General features: G+C 68.0%; 20 protein-coding genes. 1 reads left to right on the top strand and 19 read right to left on the bottom strand.

Annotated features, from left to right (window positions below; genetic code table 11):
- Positions 1 to 49 precede the first annotated feature (49 nt).
- The 18 genes from sufD to GKE82_RS21030 form a co-directional block, all read right to left on the bottom strand.
- The gene (sufD, locus tag GKE82_RS21115; RefSeq protein ID WP_107569057.1) at positions 50 to 1,285 is read right to left on the bottom strand and encodes a Fe-S cluster assembly protein SufD; all 1,236 of its coding nucleotides are present in this window, start codon (positions 1,283 to 1,285) and stop codon (positions 50 to 52) included.
- Positions 1,286 to 2,734, bottom strand: a complete 1,449-nt coding sequence (sufB, locus tag GKE82_RS21110; RefSeq protein WP_107569056.1) for a Fe-S cluster assembly protein SufB — start codon at positions 2,732 to 2,734, stop codon at positions 1,286 to 1,288. It abuts the gene before it with no gap.
- Positions 2,735 to 2,879: 145 nt separating this feature from the next.
- Positions 2,880 to 4,820, bottom strand: a complete 1,941-nt coding sequence (locus tag GKE82_RS21105) for a PD40 domain-containing protein (RefSeq protein ID WP_154734670.1) — start codon at positions 4,818 to 4,820, stop codon at positions 2,880 to 2,882.
- Between the two features lie 4 nt (positions 4,821 to 4,824).
- The gene (locus tag GKE82_RS21100) at positions 4,825 to 5,142 is read right to left on the bottom strand and encodes a non-heme iron oxygenase ferredoxin subunit (RefSeq protein WP_107569054.1); all 318 of its coding nucleotides are present in this window, start codon (positions 5,140 to 5,142) and stop codon (positions 4,825 to 4,827) included.
- Between the two features lie 50 nt (positions 5,143 to 5,192).
- Entirely contained in the window at positions 5,193 to 9,017 is a 3,825-nt protein-coding gene (locus GKE82_RS21095; RefSeq protein WP_196189367.1) for a recombinase family protein, read from the bottom strand.
- Positions 9,018 to 9,064: 47 nt separating this feature from the next.
- Positions 9,065 to 9,373 carry a hypothetical protein gene (locus GKE82_RS21090; RefSeq protein ID WP_154734668.1) on the bottom strand — a complete coding sequence of 103 codons (309 nt, stop codon included), beginning with the start codon at positions 9,371 to 9,373 and terminating at the stop codon, positions 9,065 to 9,067.
- A gap of 144 nt (positions 9,374 to 9,517) precedes the next feature.
- Positions 9,518 to 9,913, bottom strand: a complete 396-nt coding sequence (locus tag GKE82_RS21085) for a helix-turn-helix transcriptional regulator (protein WP_196189366.1) — start codon at positions 9,911 to 9,913, stop codon at positions 9,518 to 9,520.
- Between the two features lie 136 nt (positions 9,914 to 10,049).
- The gene (locus tag GKE82_RS21080) at positions 10,050 to 11,153 is read right to left on the bottom strand and encodes a recombinase family protein (RefSeq protein WP_154734666.1); all 1,104 of its coding nucleotides are present in this window, start codon (positions 11,151 to 11,153) and stop codon (positions 10,050 to 10,052) included.
- Positions 11,140 to 11,463, bottom strand: a complete 324-nt coding sequence (locus GKE82_RS21075) for a hypothetical protein (RefSeq protein ID WP_154734665.1) — start codon at positions 11,461 to 11,463, stop codon at positions 11,140 to 11,142. The genes GKE82_RS21080 and GKE82_RS21075 overlap by 14 nt, the downstream gene beginning before the upstream one ends.
- Positions 11,460 to 12,293 (bottom strand): replication-relaxation family protein, encoded by an 834-nt coding sequence (locus tag GKE82_RS21070; protein WP_154734664.1) that lies wholly within the window; start codon positions 12,291 to 12,293, stop codon positions 11,460 to 11,462. Before GKE82_RS21070 ends, GKE82_RS21075 begins: the two co-directional genes overlap by 4 nt.
- A 178-nt stretch (positions 12,294 to 12,471) precedes the next feature.
- Positions 12,472 to 14,631, bottom strand: coding sequence for a type IV secretory system conjugative DNA transfer family protein (locus GKE82_RS21065; RefSeq protein ID WP_154734663.1), 2,160 nt, complete (start codon positions 14,629 to 14,631; stop codon positions 12,472 to 12,474).
- Entirely contained in the window at positions 14,618 to 14,809 is a 192-nt protein-coding gene (locus GKE82_RS21060; RefSeq protein ID WP_154734662.1) for a hypothetical protein, read from the bottom strand. Before GKE82_RS21060 ends, GKE82_RS21065 begins: the two co-directional genes overlap by 14 nt.
- Before the next feature lie 38 nt (positions 14,810 to 14,847).
- Positions 14,848 to 15,066: a hypothetical protein gene (locus tag GKE82_RS21055; RefSeq protein ID WP_154734661.1), complete on the bottom strand. Its 219-nt coding sequence runs from the start codon at positions 15,064 to 15,066 to the stop codon at positions 14,848 to 14,850.
- On the bottom strand, positions 15,066 to 15,659 hold the full coding sequence (locus GKE82_RS21050) for an MT-A70 family methyltransferase (RefSeq protein WP_154734660.1): 594 nt from the start codon (positions 15,657 to 15,659) through the stop codon (positions 15,066 to 15,068). The genes GKE82_RS21055 and GKE82_RS21050 overlap by 1 nt, the downstream gene beginning before the upstream one ends.
- A gap of 34 nt (positions 15,660 to 15,693) precedes the next feature.
- Entirely contained in the window at positions 15,694 to 16,890 is a 1,197-nt protein-coding gene (locus GKE82_RS21045; protein ID WP_154734659.1) for a hypothetical protein, read from the bottom strand.
- Positions 16,890 to 17,681 carry a hypothetical protein gene (locus tag GKE82_RS21040; protein WP_154734658.1) on the bottom strand — a complete coding sequence of 264 codons (792 nt, stop codon included), beginning with the start codon at positions 17,679 to 17,681 and terminating at the stop codon, positions 16,890 to 16,892. Before GKE82_RS21040 ends, GKE82_RS21045 begins: the two co-directional genes overlap by 1 nt.
- 89 nt (positions 17,682 to 17,770) lie before the next feature.
- Positions 17,771 to 17,977, bottom strand: coding sequence for a hypothetical protein (locus GKE82_RS21035; protein ID WP_154734657.1), 207 nt, complete (start codon positions 17,975 to 17,977; stop codon positions 17,771 to 17,773).
- Positions 17,974 to 18,204 carry a hypothetical protein gene (locus GKE82_RS21030; protein ID WP_154734656.1) on the bottom strand — a complete coding sequence of 77 codons (231 nt, stop codon included), beginning with the start codon at positions 18,202 to 18,204 and terminating at the stop codon, positions 17,974 to 17,976. Before GKE82_RS21030 ends, GKE82_RS21035 begins: the two co-directional genes overlap by 4 nt.
- Positions 18,205 to 18,269: 65 nt before the next feature.
- Here GKE82_RS21030 and GKE82_RS21025 point away from each other — a divergent pair, with 65 nt between their 5' ends.
- Positions 18,270 to 19,313 carry a hypothetical protein gene (locus GKE82_RS21025; RefSeq protein ID WP_154734655.1) on the top strand — a complete coding sequence of 348 codons (1,044 nt, stop codon included), beginning with the start codon at positions 18,270 to 18,272 and terminating at the stop codon, positions 19,311 to 19,313.
- Between the two features lie 548 nt (positions 19,314 to 19,861).
- On the opposite strand, the gene GKE82_RS21020 is transcribed toward GKE82_RS21025, so the two are convergent.
- On the bottom strand, positions 19,862 to 20,344 hold the full coding sequence (locus tag GKE82_RS21020; RefSeq protein WP_196189365.1) for a DUF3846 domain-containing protein: 483 nt from the start codon (positions 20,342 to 20,344) through the stop codon (positions 19,862 to 19,864).
- Between the last annotated feature and the right edge of the window lie 93 nt (positions 20,345 to 20,437).

The raw sequence follows: 20,437 nt of genomic DNA, 5'->3' as shown, positions 1-20,437 counted from the left end.
CCCCGGCAGAGCCGGGGCGCACGGTGCAGCGTGAGGTGGGGCGCGCGGGTCAGGCGCCGAGCACGGCGGCGAGGCGGGACTCGATCGCGCCGGTGACCTGCTCGCGGATCGGGCCCTGCTCCAGCCGCTCGACGGTCGCCTCGAGGAAGCCCTCGATGACGAGCCGGCGGGCCTGCGCGGTCGAGAGACCGCGGGAGCGCAGGTAGAACAGCTGGTCCGGGTCGATCTGGGCGATCGCGGCCGCGTGCGTGCAGCGCACGTCGTCGGCGAGGATCTCCAGGCCCGGGATCGCGTCGGCGTGCGCCTTCTTCGACACGATGAGGTTGCGCGACTCCTGGAAGGCGTCGGTCTGCTGGGCGCCCTCGTCGACCTTGATCATTCCGCGCCAGACGGTGGACGACCGGTCGTTGAGGATCCCGCGGAACGCGAGGTCCGACGTCGTGTTCTCCGCCGCGTGCTCCTGCAGCGTGTCGACGTCGAGGTGCTGGCGACCGCGCGACGCGTACGCGCCGGTCACCGAGGCGTGCGCACCCGGGCCCGACAGCGTCGTCTCGAGGAACACCTTGCCGTTCTTGGAGCCGAAGCCGAGCGTGACCCAGTCGACGTGCCCGTCGCGGGCGACCTCCGCCCGCTGCGCGCCGAAGACCCAGGTCTTCTCGTTGAGCTCCTGCGCGGACACGTAGCGCAGCCGCGCGTTCTGGCCGACGATCAGCTCGACGACCCCGTTGACGAGCCCGTCGGCCTCGTCGTCGGCGCTCACGAGCTGGTCCCAGACCTCTGCCTCCGCGCCGTCCTCGAGGACCACGAGCGTGCGCGTGTAGAGCGCGCTCCCGGCCTGCTCGTGCACGGCGGTGACGAGGATCGGGGCCTCGATCTGCACGCCGCGCGGCACGTACACGAAGACCCCGTCGCTCCAGTGCGCGTCGTTGCGCGCGACGAACGGCGAGTCCGCGACCAGCGTGCCCAGATGGCGCTCGACGAGCTCGGGGTGGCGCGCGGCCGCCTCGGCGATCGGCAGCACGATCGGGCCCTCCGACGTGGCGTCCGCGCTCGAGGCGACGGCGCCGCCGCCGACGCGGACCGCGCCGTCGAAGTCGAACACGGAGCGGTCCGGCGCCTCACCCGACCGCGCCGGAGCGAAGCCGTCGAGGTCGAGCCCGTCGATCGGGGTGAACTCCCAGCCGGGGACGCCGCGGAAGCTCGGGAGCTCCAGCTCGCCCGCCCGCTCCACCGCGCCGACCCGGCGGGCGGTGAGCCAGTCCGGCTCGGTGATCGCGGTGGCCATCTAGCCGATGCTCCCTTCCATCTGCAGCTCGATGAGGCGGTTCATCTCGACCGCGTACTCCATCGGCAGCTCCTTGACGATCGGCTCGATGAAGCCGTTGACGATCAGCTTCGCGGCCTCCTCCTCCTCGAGCCCGTGGGCCTGGAGGTAGAAGAGCTGCTCCTCGCCGACCTTCGTGACCGAGGCCTCGTGTCCGATGTCCACGTCGTCCTCGCCGATGCGGATCGTCGGGTACGTGTCGGTCCGGGACTGCGGGTCGAGCAGCAGCGCGTCGCAGACGACCTTCGACTTCGCGCCGTGGGCGCCCTTGGCGACCTCGAGCAGGCCGCGGTACGAGGACCGGCCGCCGTCCTTGGAGATCGACTTGGCGAAGATGTTCGACGTCGTGTTCGGCGCGGCGTGGATGATCTTGCCGCCCGCGTCCTGGTGCTGGCCCTTGCCGGCGAACGCGATCGACAGGATCTCCCCGTGGGCGCGCTCGCCCATGAGGTAGACGGCCGGGTACTTCATCGTCAGCTTCGAGCCGAGGTTGCAGTCGACCCACTCGACGGTCGCGTCCTTCTGGGCGACCGCGCGCTTGGTGACGAGGTTGAAGACGTTCTGCGACCAGTTCTGCACGGTCGTGTACCGGATCCGCGCGCCCGGCTTGGCGATGAGCTCGACGACGGCGGAGTGCAGCGAGTCACCGGAGTACGTCGGGGCGGTGCAGCCCTCGACGTAGTGCACGTAGCTGCCCTCGTCGGCGATGATGAGCGTGCGCTCGAACTGGCCCATGTTCTCCGTGTTGATGCGGAAGTAGGCCTGCAGCGGCATCTCGACGTGGACGCCCGGCGGGACGTAGACGAACGAGCCGCCCGACCACACGGAGCTGTTCAGCGCAGCGAGCTTGTTGTCGTTCGGCGGGATGACGGTCGCGAAGTGCTCGCGGACGAGGTCCTCGTGCTCACGGAGCGCGGTGTCCATGTCGAGGAAGATCACGCCCTGCTTCTCGAGCTCCTCGTTGACCTGGTGGTAGACGACCTCGGACTCGTACTGGGCGCCGACACCGGCGAGGAACTTGCGCTCCGCCTCCGGGATGCCGAGCCGGTCGAAGGTGTTCTTGACGTCCTCGGGCACGTCGTCCCACGAGCGCTCGGCGCGCTCGGACGCGCGGACGAAGTAGTGGATGTCGTCGTAGTCGACCTCGGCGAGCATCGGGGAGCCCCAGGTGGGCTGGGGCCGCGCCTCGAAGTACTCGTAGGCCTTCAGGCGGAACTCGCGCATCCACTCCGGCTCGCTCTTGAACTCGGAGATCTTCTCCACGATCTCGCGGTTCAGGCCCTTGGGGGCCTTGTAGAGGTAGTTCTCCGCGTCGCGGAAGCCGTAGCGCTCGGTGTAGTCGGCACCGAACCCCTTGAGCGCGGCCTCTTCCTCGGTGAGGACCTTCGTGCTGATCTCGGGCGTGGCCATAAGTGCGTGCTTCCTCGCAAGTCGTTTCCGTGCGAATACCGACTCGTGGAGTCGGCATTTCATTGTAGCGCCGTGTCCCTCTCGGCCCCCTCGCGCCCGGCGATTCTGTCAGCTGGTACGGGCGCATCGGCGCCCGCGATCGCGTTCAGCCCGCCAGGTCGCAGACGTAGTGCGCGCTCGTGGCGCGCGCACGCCCCGCGCGACGGGCCGCCGCGGCCGCCGCCGGCCGCGCGCCCGGCCCGGCGCTGATCGGCGCGTGGCTGCTCAGCAGCCGGTCGGTGCCCGTCTGCAGGTCGCGCACGACGACGCCCGGCACCCCGGCGGGCTTCCCGAGCACCCCGGCGGTGGTCGTGTAGGCGAGCACCCGGCCGTCGCCCGAGAGGACGGGCTCCCCCGCGCCGCCGGTCCGCCCGCGCGAGACGACCGTGGTGCGTCCCGTCGGGAGATCGACGTGCAGCACGGTCGAGCGGCGCCCGTCGCCGCGCTCGCGCGCGGTGAACACGAGCGCCCGGCCGTCCGCCGAGAGCGCCGGGTCCAGCGCGACGCGCCCGGCGACCGCGGCGACGAGACGCGTGGTCCCGGCGACGACGTCGCGCAGGTAGATGCGGGAGGCGCCGCGCGGGCCGCCACCGAGATTGCCCGCCGTGCTCGCGAACGCGACGAGCCGTCCGTCGGCGCTCGCCGACGGCTCGCGGGCGTCGCCGTCGGCCGCCCGCCCGTCGGGGCCGTCCGCCCGGCTCACCAGCACGGTCTGCCCGGTGGCGAGCGAGCGGCGGTAGACGAGGGCCCGCCCGTCGGCGCCGGCGTCGCCCGCCGTGAGCGTGACGAACCGGCCGTCGGCGGTGATCGACGGCTCGTACACGGTCCCGTAGCCGCTGCCGCCCGCGATCCGGCGTGTCTTCCCGGTCGCCCGGTCGAACAGGAGCAGCGCGTTCGTGGAGCGGCCGCCCGGCCCACCGTCCTGGGACATTTCGAAGACGACCCGCCGGCCGTCACCGCTGACCGACGGGTTGTACGCCGTACGCGAGGCGGACGGACCGTCCCGGTGGCTGATTTCGAAGCGCGTGTTCGTGACCCGGTCGATGCCGATGACGCGCATGTGGCCGTAGCGCTTGGCGAACGTGAGGTTGCCCGCGGCGCGCTCGGCGACGACCGTGCTCCCGTCCGCGGAGACCTGGCTGTTGTAGGTGGACTGCGGCAGCCGTGCCGGGGGCGTCAGCTCGGCGGGCGTGGACGCGGGGTCGGCGAGGGCGGCGGCCTGCACGTGGATCTCGCCGAGCGCGGTGGCCTGCGGGATCGTCGCGCGGTAGGCGTCGAACACGACCGTGGCGCCGTCGGCGGTGATCGTCGGGCGGTTCGCGTAGTCGTTGGGCGGCAGCAGCGGCCGCGACCCGGGTCCGGTCCGGGGCGGCCCGTTGTAGCGGCGCTGCCCGAGGAAGCGGGGCAGCTGGCGCAGCTGGCGGTCCAGGAGGATCGCCGCCTGCCGGGACGTGAACGCGCCGGAGCGGGTCCCCGCCGCGGCGGCGTCGCGGAGCGCCCGGGCGGCCGCACGCTGGACACTCGCCTGCGTGCGGCCATAGAGCCGCCCGATCTCGTTGGGGCTGAGCTCGGCACGGCGCAGCGCGAGGTAGCGGGCCTTCGACGGCGCGCCGAAGATGGTCGTGGCCCGGTCCGGGATCGCGAGCTGGTGCAGGGAGTGGAACAGCAGGTGCTGGCTGAGATGGCCCTGGTCGAGCGTCCGGCGCGCCCGGGCGAGCAGCCGCGAGGCGAGCGCCGGGGAGGCGGTGCGCAGGCGTGGGGCGACGAGCGCGCGGGCGGCCCGGTCGAGCGTGAGGCCGCGGCGGGTCGCGAGCTGGCCGAGGGTGTGGGCGCGGTCGTCGCGCAGGTGGCGCCAGATCCGTGCCCGGGTCGTGCCGAGCACCGCGTAGAGCCGTGCCTCGTCGTAGGGCAGCCAGTGCTGGTAGACCCACTGCTCGGTCGGCAGCCAGTGCGGCAGGGCGCCCGCCGGGGCGTCGGAGTCCTGCGCGACCGCGGTCGGGGCGAGGAGCAGGAGCGCGGCGAGCGCCGCGAGCACGGCGCGGCGCACGGCGTCAGTCCACGTCGACCTTGACGACGCCGTCCTCGACGAGGACCTCGAACCGCTCGACGGCCTCGTAGGCCGGGAGGTTCTTCGGCGCCCCGGTGCGCAGGTCGAAGACGGAGCCGTGCCGGGGGCACTCGACCGTGCAGGCGCGCTCGTCGAGCTCGCCCTCCGCCAGCGGTCCGTCGTCGTGCGAGCAGCGGTCCTCGATCGCCAGCAGCTCGCCGGCGCAGTTGAAGACGCCGATCTCGAGGTCGTCGTGGGTGACGATGCGGCACGTCCCGGGCGGGAGGTCCGCGAGCGGGCAGACGTCGATGATCGGGCTCATGGTCGCCCGGACCCTACCCGGCGGGCGGACGGCCCCGGCGCCGCGGCCGGTCAGAGGCCGCGGTACTTCACCGTCTCGTCGTTGACGACCTCGCTCAGCGGCTTGAGCTTGATCCCGTACTGCTTCTCGTACTGCTCGCGCATCTGCTGGCGCTTCTGCTCGGCCCGGCGCTCGAAGTTGACCTGGGCGAGGTCTCCGCCCTTCTCCTCGAAGAACGCCTTGTTGCGGCGGTCGTTGTGCTGGTTGCGCCGCTCCTGCATCTGCTTCTCCTGGAACTGGCGCCAGGGCATCAGCAGCTCACTGGCCTGCCGGTACTGCTCGTCGGTGACGAGGCCCTTCTTCTTCATCCGCTCGAGCAGCTCGATCATCCGCTTGCGCTCGTTCTCGACCTGGTCGGCGCGACGGAACTGCGCGGCGGCCATCACCTCGCCGCGCGTGCGGACCTTCTTCTTGTACCCGACGAGGTTCTTGGCCTGCGCGGTGCGCCAGGCGATCTCGTCGCGGTTGTGCTGCTTCTCCGCGTGGCCGCCGGCCCCGAAGTAGCGGCTGATCGTGCCGACGCCCTCGGAGACCTTCTGGCCGAGGTTGCGGCCGTCGCCGCGGCGCATCGCCTTGTTGATCAGCTCGCGGATGACCTTGGCGCTCTTGGTCTTGAGGTCGAGCTCGGTGACGCCGTAGGAGGCCAGCGCCTGCTTGGCGTTCGCGTCCCCGTCCAGGGCCTTCTGCACGATCGTCTGGGCGGAGTGCTCGCTGTGGAACTTCAGGACGTACTCGAGCGCCTCGGGCGAGCCGTCGCCGTACATCGCCTCGAGCTCCTTGGCGCGCGACTTGCCGCCGACCGACAGGTCGACGATCGTCTCGACGGCGTCGGCGGCGCCGGTGATCGCCATGCCGACGATCTTCAGGATCGGTCCGGCGGGGGTCGGTCCCATGAACGTGCCGATGGCGGTGAGGACCGAGCCGGCGGCCTTGATCCCCGACGCGGTCGCCTTGCCGCCGTGGACCTCGCGGCGGCCGAGCGCGCTGAGCCAGCGGGCCTCGTCCTCCTCCTTGACGCCCATGCCGGCGAGCATCCCGTGGGAGTAGGCCCCCTGACGCGCCGTGTCCTTCACGTGCATCATCGCCGAGAGGACGGCGACGGTGCCGCCGAGGCCCTGGAAGGCCTGCTCGAGCGCCGGGATCTTGTCGCCGTGGTTGAACGACTGCACGGTCCGCGCGATGTCGACGCCGCCCTGCCCGGTGGTGACCGTGCTCTGCATGGTCTTCGTGACCGCGTTGTACATCTGGTCGATGCCCTGCGAGCGGTGGACGCCGCCGAGCTTGATCTGCTCGCCGGCGTTGATCGAGTCGAGGATGCCGGTGGTCATGCCGGTCAGACCGCCGAGGCCCTTCATCCCGCCGCCGATGAACTTGCCGATGTGCTCGGTGTAGTGGGACTCCTGGAAGTTCATGCCGTCGATGTCCAGGAGCTCGGCGAGCTTCTGCCCGTTCTCGCCGAGCGCGGCGACCCCGAGGCCGAGGCCGCCGAGGACGCCCATGACGGTCTCGATGATCTCGGTGATCGCCTTGCCCGTCTCGGTGGACTGCGCGACCGTGGTGCCGGGCTTGCCCACCGACGGCCCGATCTCCGGGTGGCGCACGAGCCAGTCGGCGAGCAGGCCGATCGAGGAGCCGCGGCTGATCACGAGCATCGCCTTGAACTTCGACTTGCCCGAGAGGACGCGGAAGATCTGCTTGGTGCGGCGGTACTTCTCCTCCGAGAGGAGCCCCGCGTCGATGAGGCTGCCCCAGGTGATGAGCTCTGCGCGGCGCTTGCGCGAGGCGACCATGATGTCCTGGAGCGCCTCGGTGCGCTCGTCGGAGAACTGCTGGCGGTTCTCGGAGATCTGCGAGCCCAGCGCCGTCGCCCGCATCGGCCGGAACTGCTCCGGCACGCCCGAGAGGTTCCAGACCTCCTGGCGGGCCTTCGCGGCGGCGACCTTCGTGGCCGCGAGCGTCCGCTCGTCCGAGACGCCGGCGGACTCGATCACGTGCGCGTAGGCGAGGTTCGCGACCGTGGCGGCCTGCTGGACGACCTCTCCGGCCCTGCGGAGCTCCTCGATCGTGGCCGACCGCTCGACCTTCCGGCGGCCCGGTGAGCTGCTGAAGAGGTAGCCGACCGGGTTGGTGAGGTCGACGGACTTCGGGAGGCTCTCGAAGATCGCGGGGTCCACCAGTGGTTGATTGTTCGAACCCCCGTCACTTTCCGTGGCGGGGGTTCGAACGTTTCTTGGGGCGGTAGCCCGGATCTCGCCCCGCGCCTCAAGAGCCTCAACGGCGATCTGGCGGCTGGCTTCGAGCGCATCGGCGATCGTGGTACGCGTGGTTTCGCACACGACCTCGGCCGGCAGCAGCTCGATCGTGTCGATGTAGATGCGGCTCCACCAAGCCTGGTTGTAGGTCCGACGCTGGCCGGGTTCCAGACCCAGGTACGCGTAGGCGGGCTCGTAGATCAGATTGAGGATCGCGTCGAGCGTGGCTTCGGTGTCGATCCCGGCTCGCAAGATTGAGGCCATCTCGGCTTCAAGTGTCGCCAACTGGCGGGCAAGCTGTGCCTGCTTTTCGCGGGCGATATCGGCCGGGATCGTGCCTTCCATGGCGTGCTCGGCCCACTTGTATCGGTCGCGGCGGAGCTTGTCTGCTCGCTTCTGTAGCGAGCTGGCTTCGCGGTCCGACGAACTGCGGATTTCGCGGAGCCGTTCACGGAGTTCGGCGCGGATCGGCTGGAATGCCTCGTTGTGCCAGCGCGCGTGTTCGCTTCTCCATGTGCGCGCGACGGCGCCCTCAACGGTCTCGATCGCGACGTAGGGTGCCTGGCAGTCGTTGGACTTCGACAGGCGACCGCCGCATACGAAGTACTCGTAGGTGATGCCGCGTCGGCCGGTGTTCGCCGTGTAGATCATGCGCGACTGGCAGCGGCCGCAGTACAGAGAGCCTGCGAGGTAGTGCAGGTGCTTGAACTCGCGGTTGCCGGTGTGGCGGTTCTTGTCGAGCCGCTCCTGCACGGCATCGAAGGTCTCCTTGCTGATGAGCGGAGTGTGGGCGCCGGGGTACTCGACGCTCTTGAAGCGAACGACGCCCGTGTAGAACGGGTTGGTCAGCATCCGGTGGACTTGGGAGCGCTGGACGATCCTCTCCGGCTGCTTCGCTGTTGCGCGAACCGTGAGTCCGCGATCCTGCAGCAGCTCCGTCATGCGCGTGACGGTCATGTCCGGGTTGGTGGCGTACTCAGTGAAGGCCCACTGCACGTGGTGTGCGCGTTCCTCGTCGATCTCGATAGTGCGGCTCTCCACGCCGTTCACGAGGCCGCGGTGATTGACGTAGCCGACGGGCGCGCGGTTCACAGCGCCGCCGCGTCGAACCTTCTCCTCCATGCCCTTCATGACCTCGGCCGCGAGGTTCTTCGAGTAGAACTCGGCGAACGCACTGAAGATGCCGTGCATCAATTGGCCCTGCGGGGTCTCGTCGACGTTCTCGCTGACTGACACCAGTGTCGCGCCTGCCGATCGGATTTCGGCGGTGATAGCGACGTCGTCGGCTCGGTTACGAGCGAGCCGGTCGATCTTGTGGACGTAGACCGTGTCGACGCGGTTCTCGCGGATGTAGCGGAGCATGCGCTGTAGCTCCGGCCGGTCTGCGGTCTTTGCGGACTCTCCGGCGTCGATGAACTCCTCGACGACAGTGGCGCGCATTGATTGGGCCTTCGTATAGATGGCCTGTCGCTGAGCCGGGATCGAGAGTCCCTCGCTCAGGCCGCCTCGGGTCGCCTGGTCGGAGGTCGACACGCGCAGGTAGGCGACGGCGGTGCGGATGGGCGTCGGCGGCGAGGCGGACATGGGCGACTCCTGGGCTAGTAGTGCGTTCTGTCGAGGTGCGAGGTCGTTCATGTGGCTGTTCCTGCGAGCACGAGCTCGGCGAAGAGGTCCGCGAGGTACTCGAAGTGCATGTGATCCTTTGCGGAGCGTCGTGGGGCACGCATGCCGTGGTCGATCACGTGCTTGATCTCGTGCAGGGCAGTGCGCAGCTGGGCCTTGGGCTCCAGCGCGTCCGAGACATGGATCCGCCAACCAAGGCGGGTCCAGAAGGCGGTGCCGTCAACTGGCATGGCGGTGTCGATGTAGATCGTGAGATCGAGGGCTTCGGCAAGCACCTCTAGGTCGACCCGTCGGCCGGTCTGTAGAAGCAGGATCACGGCTTGCTGGCGTGTGCAGTGCTCGGCCCATCCCAGGTCGCCGGCGGGTGCCGACTCGACCCCGCGAAGGAGAGAGAGCAGATCTGTTGGTGGGGAGGCTGTGGGTGTTGGCATCGGATCTGCTTCCTTTCCGCCGCGAGGGCATTAATGGTCTGGGTTCGGCGCCTCGTAGTCGGGCTCGATGTAGTCGAGGCCGTGTTCCTCGATGAGCCGCTCGATGTAGCGGTTTCGCTCTTCGTCGAAGCTCGATGCCTCGATGAGAACTGGTGCTGGCTCCGCGTCGGGCTCGTAGCCGCGCACGATGTCGATGACGTCGTACGGGGTCAGGTAGCCAGCGGCGCGGAAGATCTCCAGCAGTGGGATGTTGAGTGCGCGAGCGACGCCGATAAGGGTCTTGGGGCTCGGCGAGGCGTAGCCGCCTCGCTCGAGCTTGTTCATCGTGTGGCTGTCGACGCCTGCCGCTTTGGCCGCCTGGCGCTGGGTCAGATCCGCAGCAAGGCGGTGACGGACGACGAGCTGGGCAAGCTCGATATTCTTCACGCTCTCATCTTTAGTCATAAATACTCCTGTTTACGCTCCTATTTTACGGGAATATGAGGGGAAATGCCAGCGAAAAGGCGTTTATTACAACACTTTGTGAATATGACTGAATATCGACTCTTGAATATTGATGCTCCTATTTCTCGAACAGATATAAGCGCTTGTTGTGGGGGACGATGTCCCAGCGCTGTCGGGCGAGCTTGAGGAGCAGACGCTGGTCTGGGCTGGCCACGTGGCTCAGTGACGCTTCTTCCAATAGTTGGTAGACCTCGTGGCTCTCCGCGACGTCTTGGGCGACGGCTTCGAGGCTGTCGAATGATCGGTAGTAGACCTCGTGGAAGCCGTGCAGTGCGTTGTTCTCGGTGACGTCCGGCAGCTGGAGGAACGCCTCGAAGGCAGGGCCGTGCTCGGCGATCAGGGCCCGAGTGGTCTCGGAGAAGTTGCCGGCGCGCTCCTGGTGGGCTTTGCGCTCGACAGTGATCAGGTAGGTCGCAAGCCGGTTGATGACCTCGCTCGTGACCTCAGTTCGATCCGGGTCTTCCCAGAGGACGTCGAGGTCTTGGCCGATCTGTTCGAAGGTGCCCTGTCCAGTGACGGCGAAGTGGTGGAGAGCGGACCCGGATTCACCAAGCAGGTTCGCCAGGAGACGCGCCATCGCGCGTGCTCCCCACTCAGGGACCTCGCCGTCGTCGCCAGCCTCGATGAGCGCGTCACCGATCACGTCCATCAGCGACTCCGTCTGCTCCACGACGCCGGTCAGATCGATTTCGCTCTCGTCGAGTTGGTCGTGCTCGGGTTGCTCCGCCGTGGCGGGAGTCTCCTCCTGCACGTCGCGGATGGTCAGTTCCTTGTTGGTGGTGTTGGCCGCACTGGTCTCGACGGTGCTGTCGTTCTCGGCGATGAGAAGACGGATGCCACGCTTGCCAAGTTGGCGGAGGACCTCGGTGAGGTCTTCGCTGCGCTGGGCGAGGCGCTCGGTCGATGCCACGGCGACGTAGTCGGTGACACGACCCTCGTTGGCTTCCCAGTCCAGCCAGCCGAAGAGCTTCCCGAGCCCAGGGCGGAGGAGGGAGGTGCCGCTGTCGTCGGTGTCGACGAACCCGGCGACGACGTCGATGCCGAGGCGGGTCGCGGCGGCGGCGCACTCCTGCTGCTGCCGATTGATGCTCACTTGCTCGTCATCTGACTCGTTCCGGGCGACCCGGGCGTAGACCGCTGCGACCGGCTTAGCGCGCTCCATCGCCGGACTCCTGATCGAGGTACATGTCGAGGGCACGCCACCAGGCGGGCGGGAGCTCGTTGATCGAGCCGTCCCAGAGTTCGACGCTGGCCTCCAGCGGGTTCAGGACGCCTGTAGCGGCGAAGCGCCCGAGGGCTGTCGTCTCGCCCCGGTGGATGGTGGCGGCGATCAGTCGCGCGGTGGCTGGTCCGATCGTGCCGTCGGGACCGGCCTGCTTGATCGCACGGTTGATGAGTTCGTGGGCAACGCGCTCGTTCTCCGGCTCGTTGACCGGGGCGGTGATTGCTCCCTTCGTGTTGATGGTTGTCATGAACGTGAGTTCCTTTCCTCTGTAGTTGTCATTGGTTCGCTGCCCGCTAAGACGGTGGGCAGGAACTGCTCGGCAGTGACGACCCGGTGGACGTCGGCCGTGAGGTTGCGGGCGTTGCGCAGCGCCTGCTCGATCTGTTCGCGGCGCACCTCGCTGGGCACGATCCAGAGCACGGCGGGCAGGACTCCGCCGTGCGCCTGTTGGTACGTCCCGGCGGCTGCGAAGCGCTCGTACACGAGGGCCTTGCGGGTGATCACGCTTTGGTGCTCGCTGCCGGTGTCCCACTCGAACATCCAGTGGTCTTCGAACTCGTCCGAGGCGGTCACGGCCAGCAGGTCGGGCTTGAGGATCTCGGACCGTCCGTGCTGTCCGAGGAAGCGCTGCCAGTTGGCGGGCTCACTCGTCAGCGCAAGCTCGGCGAGGGCACCGCGACGCTGTGCCTCGATCAGCTGCACGGCGAGTTCGGTCACGCCGACTGTGTGCTCGATGAACGCCCGTCGCGGCTCGATGTAGCGCCGCCGCTTCTCGGCATTGAGCACCGCCAAGAGGCGATCGCCAGCCACATCGAGCTGCCAAACGACACTGTCCGCTCCGCGCTGCTGCCCGCCGATCCGGTAGTAGAGCCGAGCGATGAGTCGGTGGCCCGCCAGCCGACGCAGTGCTCGTTGGGCGCTCCGCAGCGCCGTTGCAGAGTCCCCGAAGCCGTCGGTGTAGTGCCACCGCTGAAGCTGCCGGGTGGTCGCCAGCCGATGGGCGCGGAGCGTCCGAAGAACTCGGAGATCGCGCTCGTTCAGCTCCTTCGCGAGGGTCAGCGGATCGAGATCCCTCATGGCAGCACACCTCGGGTGGGTGATGGCTCGTGATCGTTCCGTCGATCGTTTCGGCGTTCGTTCCACATCGACTCGAATCGCTCGAAACCAGCCCCTGACCGGCGCATACGTTCGCCTGCCAGATGGGACTGACCCGCAATCCGCGGGTCTTCGCGGCGTCCGCGACGGCGCCAGGCGCTCATCGAGACCTCCGCTTCCGGCCCACGACCTGTCGCTCCGGTCGGCCAGCGCCTTCGACCTGTCCGTGCCGCTCAGGGCCGCTATTCGGGCCGCTCGGCTTCGGGGTGGCCCAGCGAGCCGTCGAGTGCGCCGAAACGCACTCAGGGCGCGACGTGCGAGCCGACGGAGGCAACGTCTGGACCAGAGCCCACCCTTGGGGACGACCGGCAGCAACCAGGTTGGCGTACGCCTGGTACTTGCCCAGCGACAGGAAGTCCTGAGCGATCAGGTCTTTGCTGCCGCGAGCGAAGTGGGCGGCGTCGTCGTACTCCGTGCCGAAGACGAGCTTCGTGCGCGCGTTCATGTCGATGGCCGAGCGAAGCTCCCGAGGGAACTGGCCGGCGAACTGCGCCGCGAGCCACCACCCGACGCCCATCGACCGACTGACTGCCAAGGCGTCGGCCATGGAGGCCGGGAGGTGGAGGAACCGCGGCGCTTCATCGACGTAGACGAAGCCAGGCCGGGACTCGGGTCTACGCTCGCTGGCTCGCTCCTGCACGGCCTGCCACAGGTCGGCGACGATCAAGCTGCCGATCATCTCGGCGGTGCCGGAGCCGATCAGGGCCTCGTTGAGGGGCACCAGAACGATGCGGTTCTCCCGCCAGATGTCGCGAAGCCGGAAGGGCGTTTCGCGCTGATCGAGCATTCGGACGAGGCCCGGTCGAAGGAGCAGTTGGCGGAGCTTGTTCAGCGGTGCTGCGATGGCGGCTGCCTGTGCGGCGGGCGACTGGTTCTCGTACCACGCCCAGAACTCGAGAAGCGCCTCGTCGTGGCGTAGGTGCGAGAGCAGTTCGCGACGGAACGGCGCCTTGGTGAGCACGCGCGGGATGTCGGCCAGCGTGGCAGGCTGTCCGGTGACGGCGCTCGCGCGGGCAAGGGTACGGAGCGTGCCGGAAAAGATGTCGAGGGTTCGGGGTCCCCACCCATCGGTGAACAGCCCGCCCAGGACAGCCATGATGCCGTCCACCACGACATCGGCGTCGCGGCCGGTGACGTCGAGTGGGTTGAAGCCGATCGGGTTGTCGGCACTCACGTCCAGCACGACAACGTCGTCCAGGCGCTCTGCTGGAACCCGAGCCAGCACATCATCGATCAGCTGTCGCTTGGGGTCGAGGACCGCGATGGCACGCCCGGCTCTCATATCGGCTTCGATCAGGTGCAACATCGCGGTGGTCTTGCCGGAACTCGTCGGGCCGTAGGCGACCCCGTGCAGCAGCGCGTCACTGGGCGCGACGCCGACCTGCCGGTCATCGCCCGGAGCCAGCGATGCGGCGAACACGCGATCCTTGGTGTGCACGCTGGGCGTGGGCCGCAACGGCTTGGGGTGCAACGGGGGCATGCCTGGGTACTCGCCGTCGCCGAGTGGCCAGGCCAGCACGCCGAGGAGTTCGGTCACACTCAGTTCCGGCGACCAGCGGCGCGGCAGTGCGGCGGAGTTGATCAGCCGGGGATCCTCGTGCGCGAACTCCATGCGTGTGCCGGTGCTCTTCGTCGTGGCCAGCGCGCTCTGCAGGGCGACGGTGAGGTGCCGTGTCCGGTCACGACCGGAACCCGTCGTGCCCACGCGCACGCAGGCAGCGAACCCGGCGTCCTCAGCCCGCTGTCGTAGTTGGCGGCGCTCGTCAGAGGTCGGCGGGCGGGTTCCGCGGGTGAGCAGCTCCCACCAGCCGATGTTCGGGGCGACGGCGTTGTGTGGGACCGTGCGAGGCGGGCGGCGCGGACCGAGCAGGATCTGCACGACCTGCACCTCGTCGGCCTGCAGTCGCGCGCCGACGGCCGACAGGAGCGACGTCACGCTCTGCTCGGGGGCGTCGACTCGAAGCGGCATACCGGGTGGCTGCAACATCAGGCGACCGGCCTCCTGCACGGGTTGGCGAGTCTCGACGCCCTGCATGGCGATGCCGGGGAGGTGGTCACCCAGCACGCGCTTGATGCGCTGCACGGCGGTGGCCTCGCAGCCGAGCAGATGCTGTACGCCATCTCGGTCTGCGCGGACCTCGAACGCGAGCGGAGGGGAGCGCCGGTCGCTGGCGAGGTTGGTCAGCAATGCCAGGACGCGTCCGCCATCGAGCGGCCGAGGCAGATGCAGCCGCGTCCAGACGAACTCAGGCCGCCTCATCGGTTCGCTCCTCGTTGACGATCTTGGTCTTCGCCTGTTCCGCCTCCTGAAGGGCGAGGTAGTACTCGAGCGATGCGCGCATCAGGCGCGAGATGTCGGGCTGCGGGCGGTGGATGCCACGGGCCACGACGCGGAAGTCGCTCTGGCGCAGGTTCCTGCGCTGGGGGCTCTTAGCCATGATCAGTGTCCTTTCTGGGTGAGAGTTGATTTCGGTGGTCACCACTGACGCCGGCGAAGGATCGCTATGTGGATCGCCAGCGCCACGCCTCCGATGACGAGCGCGCCGGCGACGAGCCACGGCCAGATAGCGGCCAACATCTGGAGCGCGAGGGTCAGCGCGATGGCGGTGCCCAGGACGAGCAACGCGGCGTTGAACAGCCACTCGAACGGCCCGCGCTTCACGACGTCCTCCTTGTCGCGACGTCGGCCGCTCATCACGCCGCCTCATCGCTTGCGCCAGCGACGGCGAAGCTGTAGGTCGGCACGGGGTAGCCGGGGATCACGACGCCGGACGCGATCTGGTTGCCCCAGACGCTCCAGTCGGAGGTGCTGAGTGGCTGGCGCCTGGCGAACAGCTCGAGGTACGGTCCGGGGCTCACCCGCTCGATGAGGGCGTACTGCTCCTCGGGCTTGTGGCTGTGGTCGGTTACGGGGGCGTTGATCCACGTCGGCTGGGCCCGGTACTGGACAGGTGCCTTTCCCCGCGTCGCGAACAGCAGGTGCTCGGTGCTGTTGCGCAGGTAGTTGCCCAGGCCGAGCCGGAATTTCACCCAGGTGAGCGGCGAGCGGACCGTGAAGCCCCACGCCTCGGCGACGTCGTATCCGTCGCGCAGTGTCGCGTTCGTCACCCAGAGCCAGAGGTGGGCGTCGTCTTCCATGAGGTCGGAGATCGGCATCGCCTTGATCCGGTCGAGCGTCATCAGGTCGTAGTGCTGCTCGGCGCCGCGGGCGCCCTTCTGCTGGATGTCCCACGGCGGATCAGCCAGCAGGGTCTTGAACTTCTTCTTCGGGGAGGGGGTGGTGGTCATGGTGGTTCCTTTCGTTGGCGGTGTTGGTGAGGGATCAGAAGGGCACTTCGCCGGTGGCCGGCCAGTCGTCCGTCGGCGGCACGCTGTGGAGGTGGCGGTGTCCGTTGGAGGACTCGGTGCGAAGCCAGCGACGTCCGACGGGGCCGGTCGGGGTCCGGGGGTCGACGGCGTGGCCGAAGATCTCTGGGTGGCGGCGCATGACGCCCTCGGCGAGGGCGTGGACGCCTGCCTTGGCTGCAGCGCCCCGGAGCAGGTGCTCCAGTTCGATCGACTCGGCGGTTTGGATTGCGCCGTCGCGGGTGGTGGGTGCTGGGTGCTGGGCGAGCTGCTCGTGCTGGGCTTCGGCCGTTCGGTAGGCGACCTCGTAGCGCTCAAGTAGGTCCGCGACTCGATCTGCGTGGGTCCACGAGTTCACGAAGGATGCGAGGCAGGTGGCCAGCGCCAGGCCTCCGAAGACGAGGCCCGCGAGCAGGCTGCCCTCGACGGCCGCTCGGAGCGCGAAGATCGCCGATGCCAGCGAGGCGGCGATGACAGCCGCTACCGCGACCGTGAGCCCGTACGTGTGCCGTTCGCTGGGAACCGGCGCAAACAGCGCCGGGTAGCGCAAGGTCAGGTCGTCCGCGAGATCGGCGTGTTCGGCGAGCTGGGCGCGCGCGGTGGCCTCTCGGCGGTCACGGACGTCGGCCCCGACCCAGCCTGCCGCCACAGCAGCCGCGCCGGAGGCGACGCCTTGGCCGATGGCGAGGAGCCAGATCTCGCCCCACATGAGAGCGGCACCGAGCACTCCGACGGCGTCGCCGAGCATCAGCAGGCCGAACCACGTGAGGTACATCCGGTGCGCGCCGGGAGCGCGTCGAGCGAACGGGCCGAGCCAGTGCTGGGCGTGGTCGCGATCTGCCTCGGTCTGCAGGAGCCGCTTGTAGTTGTCGCGCGCCCGGCTCTGCGCCATCTCGGCTGGCAGCGTGAGGCTGGCCGCTTGGGCTCGTGAACTGCGCGCTGCCGCGGTGCCGTCGGCCTGGTGCTTGTCCAGCTGCTCCTTGCCGTACAGGTCGAACTCGCGCTCGACGTACGACGTCGCGTTGCTCGGGCGGATCGACATGCCGGACGGCTTCTCGGGGCGTTCGATCCGGATGTTCTCGGCGTGGTCGCCGAGATCCTTGATGCGTCGACGCGGTCGATCAGGCCGGGGTCCGAACACCTTGGTCATCCAATCTGCGATGCGCATGTTCATCAGCCGCCGATCGGGGTGTAGTCGGTCGCGACGTCGCATCGCTTGGCTGCAAGGCGGTCGCAGATGACCCGGTAGAACGACTTGACGGCCTCAACCACGGCGGTGGGCGGGGCGTCGCTGTCGGTCGTGTTGCCGATGCCGACGAAGAGCACCTCGGCGTTCGTGCCCGACAGGTCCGCGAGGGCAAGGCCCTTCGCCTGCGCCTCCGCGGTGCCGGACTCCGTGAGCTTGCGCCACTGAACGCCGGCCGTCTGGAGGCCATCGGTCGCGGTGATCGACCACAACGAGTAGCCGCTACCCAGCTGCGCCGCGTACTCCTGATCGCCCCGGAGCTGGCCGACGACGTCCGTGCCGCCGGTCATCGTGGGGAGATTGGTGTAGCCCTCCGAGACCTGCTTCGTGATCGAGTCGATGAGCGCGGGGATGCGGCGGAGTCGAGCGGTCTCGGTCGAGCCCTTGAGGTGGAGCTCGTCGTCGTACAGCACGGCAGTCCCTGCGCCCGACCCGGCGAAGGCTCGGATCTGCAGGTGGCCACCGCAGGCAGCGGTCCTGCCGATCGCATCGCGAACGATGCCCAGGCGCTGGCCATCAACCTGGTCGGTGACGAAGCTGCCCGACACGTCGAGGTGGACCGCCGTGGCGAGCTTGGAGTGCTTCGGGCAGTTCTCGGCGTACGCCGCACCTTCGGACCCGGCGGACAGCTGGCACGCGGTCAGCGATCCAACCGCGAGCACGAGCCCGAGCAACATGCTGATGGCGTGCCGAAGACGGCTAACGTGAGTGTTGGTCATCTCGTTCTCCTGATCTCTCTGCTGGGAGTGGGGGTTTGGGTGATCGGGGTGGCCTGCAGTTGCACCTGCAGGCCACCCGCCCTGGTCGGCTACTTCTTCGCGTTCTCGCCGATCTGCTTCGCGACGGCGACGCCGCGAGCGAACTCGCGATGCGCCTTCGTTCGCCAGCGCTCGATGGGTCCGGCTCCGTCGGTGGCGTCCTGACCGGGCAGTTCGGTGCCCAGCCAGATTGCGGCGACAGCACTGAAGAGCACTCCGAGGATCAGGCCGATGAAGAGCCAGTCGTCGGTGCTCATGCTTGGGCCGCCTTCGTGAGCACCGTGGCGAAGACCGTGGTCTGGGGGTTGGGCTCCAGAACCGCGCGCATCGCAGACACCTCGAACGTGGCGTCGGCAAGCAGGCGCTCCACGTTCGCAAGCAGTCCCGCCATGCCGATCGTGCTGTGGCCTTCCGCGCTAATGCGCTGGCGCAGGTCGGACAGCCCGAAGGCTGCCTCCTGCAGATAGTCGAGGATGTCCTCCATCACTAGCTCCTGACCGTCGTGGCTGAGGTTCGTTCTCGGCCGGTGGATCGAGCGTGACATCGCGCGTGCGGCTGCAGTACGCCTCTTTGCTTGGGCAGGTGTGCCGGATATTGAGGGGTGTTCGTCCGCGTGCGATGTCGCTATGTGGTGTTGTTGTCCTCGTGCCAGGTCGTAAGCCCCTCGACGTTCCCAAAGACAGCCTCGAAGGCACCATTCGCGCGGAGCTCATGGCGATGCAAACCCGGGGGCTTGACCCGTGGTCGGTCCAGACGCATGGAGAGAACCTGATCGCTCTGCCGATCGTGGCGAACGAGGTTCGGCGGCTTCGCTACCGGGGACCAGCCATGCGCATCACTGCGGCTATGAACGTGATCGAGTGCGCGGTGAAGGCCGCACCCAGAGAGGTCTGGCGGGTCTCGTTGCAGTTCGCGCTCAAGATTGAGATCAACGACGAGCTGCAGGCGTTGACCATCGAGAAGCGCAAGGGGGAGGTGCTCAAGGCCCTGCACCGATCACCCAACTCGATGACTTGGCTGGAAGGGGAGTGGCGAGATGCTTTCGGACATCTCGCAATCGACCTCGTTCGACGGGACCGGTCCCGTTGTGAGGACGGCATCGATCCCCTTTTTCAGAGTCTTCTAAACGAGAGCCTCCGAGACGTTATTGAGGAGCTTGCCCGCAAGTTCGAACAACTTGAGGGTCTCCATCGGCGCGGGGCGCAGCTCACGGACGCTGACCGCGACATCCTTCGCCAGATTCGTGAGAGGTTTCCCGTCGCCTTCGACCACTTCGGCCCCGCCATGGGCGACGAAATCGCCTTCGCACTAATCGTCACCCGTGTGCTCGACACCTATTACGAGTTGGAGAGGCGAGGCGGATCCCGGTACTTTCCGATCTCTGTGGTCGCGAACTTCTTTCACGATGGGCGCGTCTCTGCGCCAGCCCGTTCCTACATTCCCCATGGTCAGGAAGACGCGGATGCGACGAGCGAGGTCTGGGCTGCGTCGCTTCTGCTCCTTGCGCGAGGCTTCGAGACGGCTCAAGCCCAGGGCTGGGTTATCCTTCAGGGCGATGCCCGGGCGGAAATGCAAATGAACGTAGATTTCTAGCCTATTTGCAATATCGACGCATTTATGGCATATTTGAACTAGCCAATCTCGTTGGAATTCGGCGTTCCCGCTGGGAGCTCAGCTCGCGGATGCAGCGCCCAATTCCAACAACGAGAGGGGCTGTCATGGCGAAGGAGCCGAATTGCGCAACCCGCCAGCGCTCGGGGTGCACGTCGCTCGACGGTGTCCCGGGAAAGGTGTGCTTTGTCGAAGCCGTATACATGGCTTCGCGGAGTCCCGACGAGTGGCCCGTCGAATCTCGCGCGGAGATCCTGGGCCTGCTTGACGAACTGATGGAGTACCGCGAGCGGCTGAGGTCTTCCGCGGAGGCCTGAGGCGTCACGACCGGCCCGGGGCCCAGACATTCGTCTGCGGCTCCGGGCCTTCTTCATTTCGCACCTCGACAACGCAAGAAGGAGTCGCTCGGGCGACTCCTTCTCGTGATGTGCGTTTCTTCGACGGGCCCACCGCTCCCGGTGCTCGCGATGTCTGAGCCCCCGGTGAGTCGGTGGGTCCGTCGTGTTGGAGGTGGTGTGGTTGCCCACTGCCTACGCGGCGATCACGCGGACCTTCTCGACTTCCTGACGGCGGATGCTGAGGTCCAGTGCCCAGCTGCCTGCCTCGAAGTAGTCGTCGAAGCCGGCCGGGTTCCGGTGCCACTTGTTCGATCCCATGACTCTGACCTCGACCGCGAAGGTGGAGGGCGTAAACAGGAGTTGCTGGATCGAGCGCGGCACGCTCAGCGTTGACCCACTCGGGTGGGTCGGACCGACCAGGACGACGTCGCCCGCGAGGAAATCCCGCTGGTAGGACGCGGCCAGGTGCAGCCACCAGTAGATGGTCGCTCTGCGGTTGATCCCGAGGCCAATCAGCTTGGCCTCGTCATTGGCGAAGAAGGACATGCCCCGTTCGCCGGCGTCGATGGATTCGACGTGGCCGCCGACTGCGGCTTGGTAGTCCTCGAGAGCGTCGTACTCATGGAGGGCCAAGGGTTGCCGCTCGTCGAGCGGGAAGTAGATGCCAGTCGGCATCGCGATCACCTCTTTCGTAGGCGTTGCTCTCCAGCCAGCGGTTGGCTGGAGAGTCCGGCTACGAAGTCCGGAAGGGAGTGGGGCCCCGGGCAG

Source organism: Conexibacter sp. W3-3-2 (assembly GCF_009707605.1).
Taxonomy (GTDB): domain Bacteria; phylum Actinomycetota; class Thermoleophilia; order Solirubrobacterales; family Solirubrobacteraceae; genus Paraconexibacter; species Paraconexibacter algicola.
The sequence above is the reverse complement of the archived record's forward strand: the minus strand, read 5'-3'. Positions and strand labels throughout refer to the sequence as shown.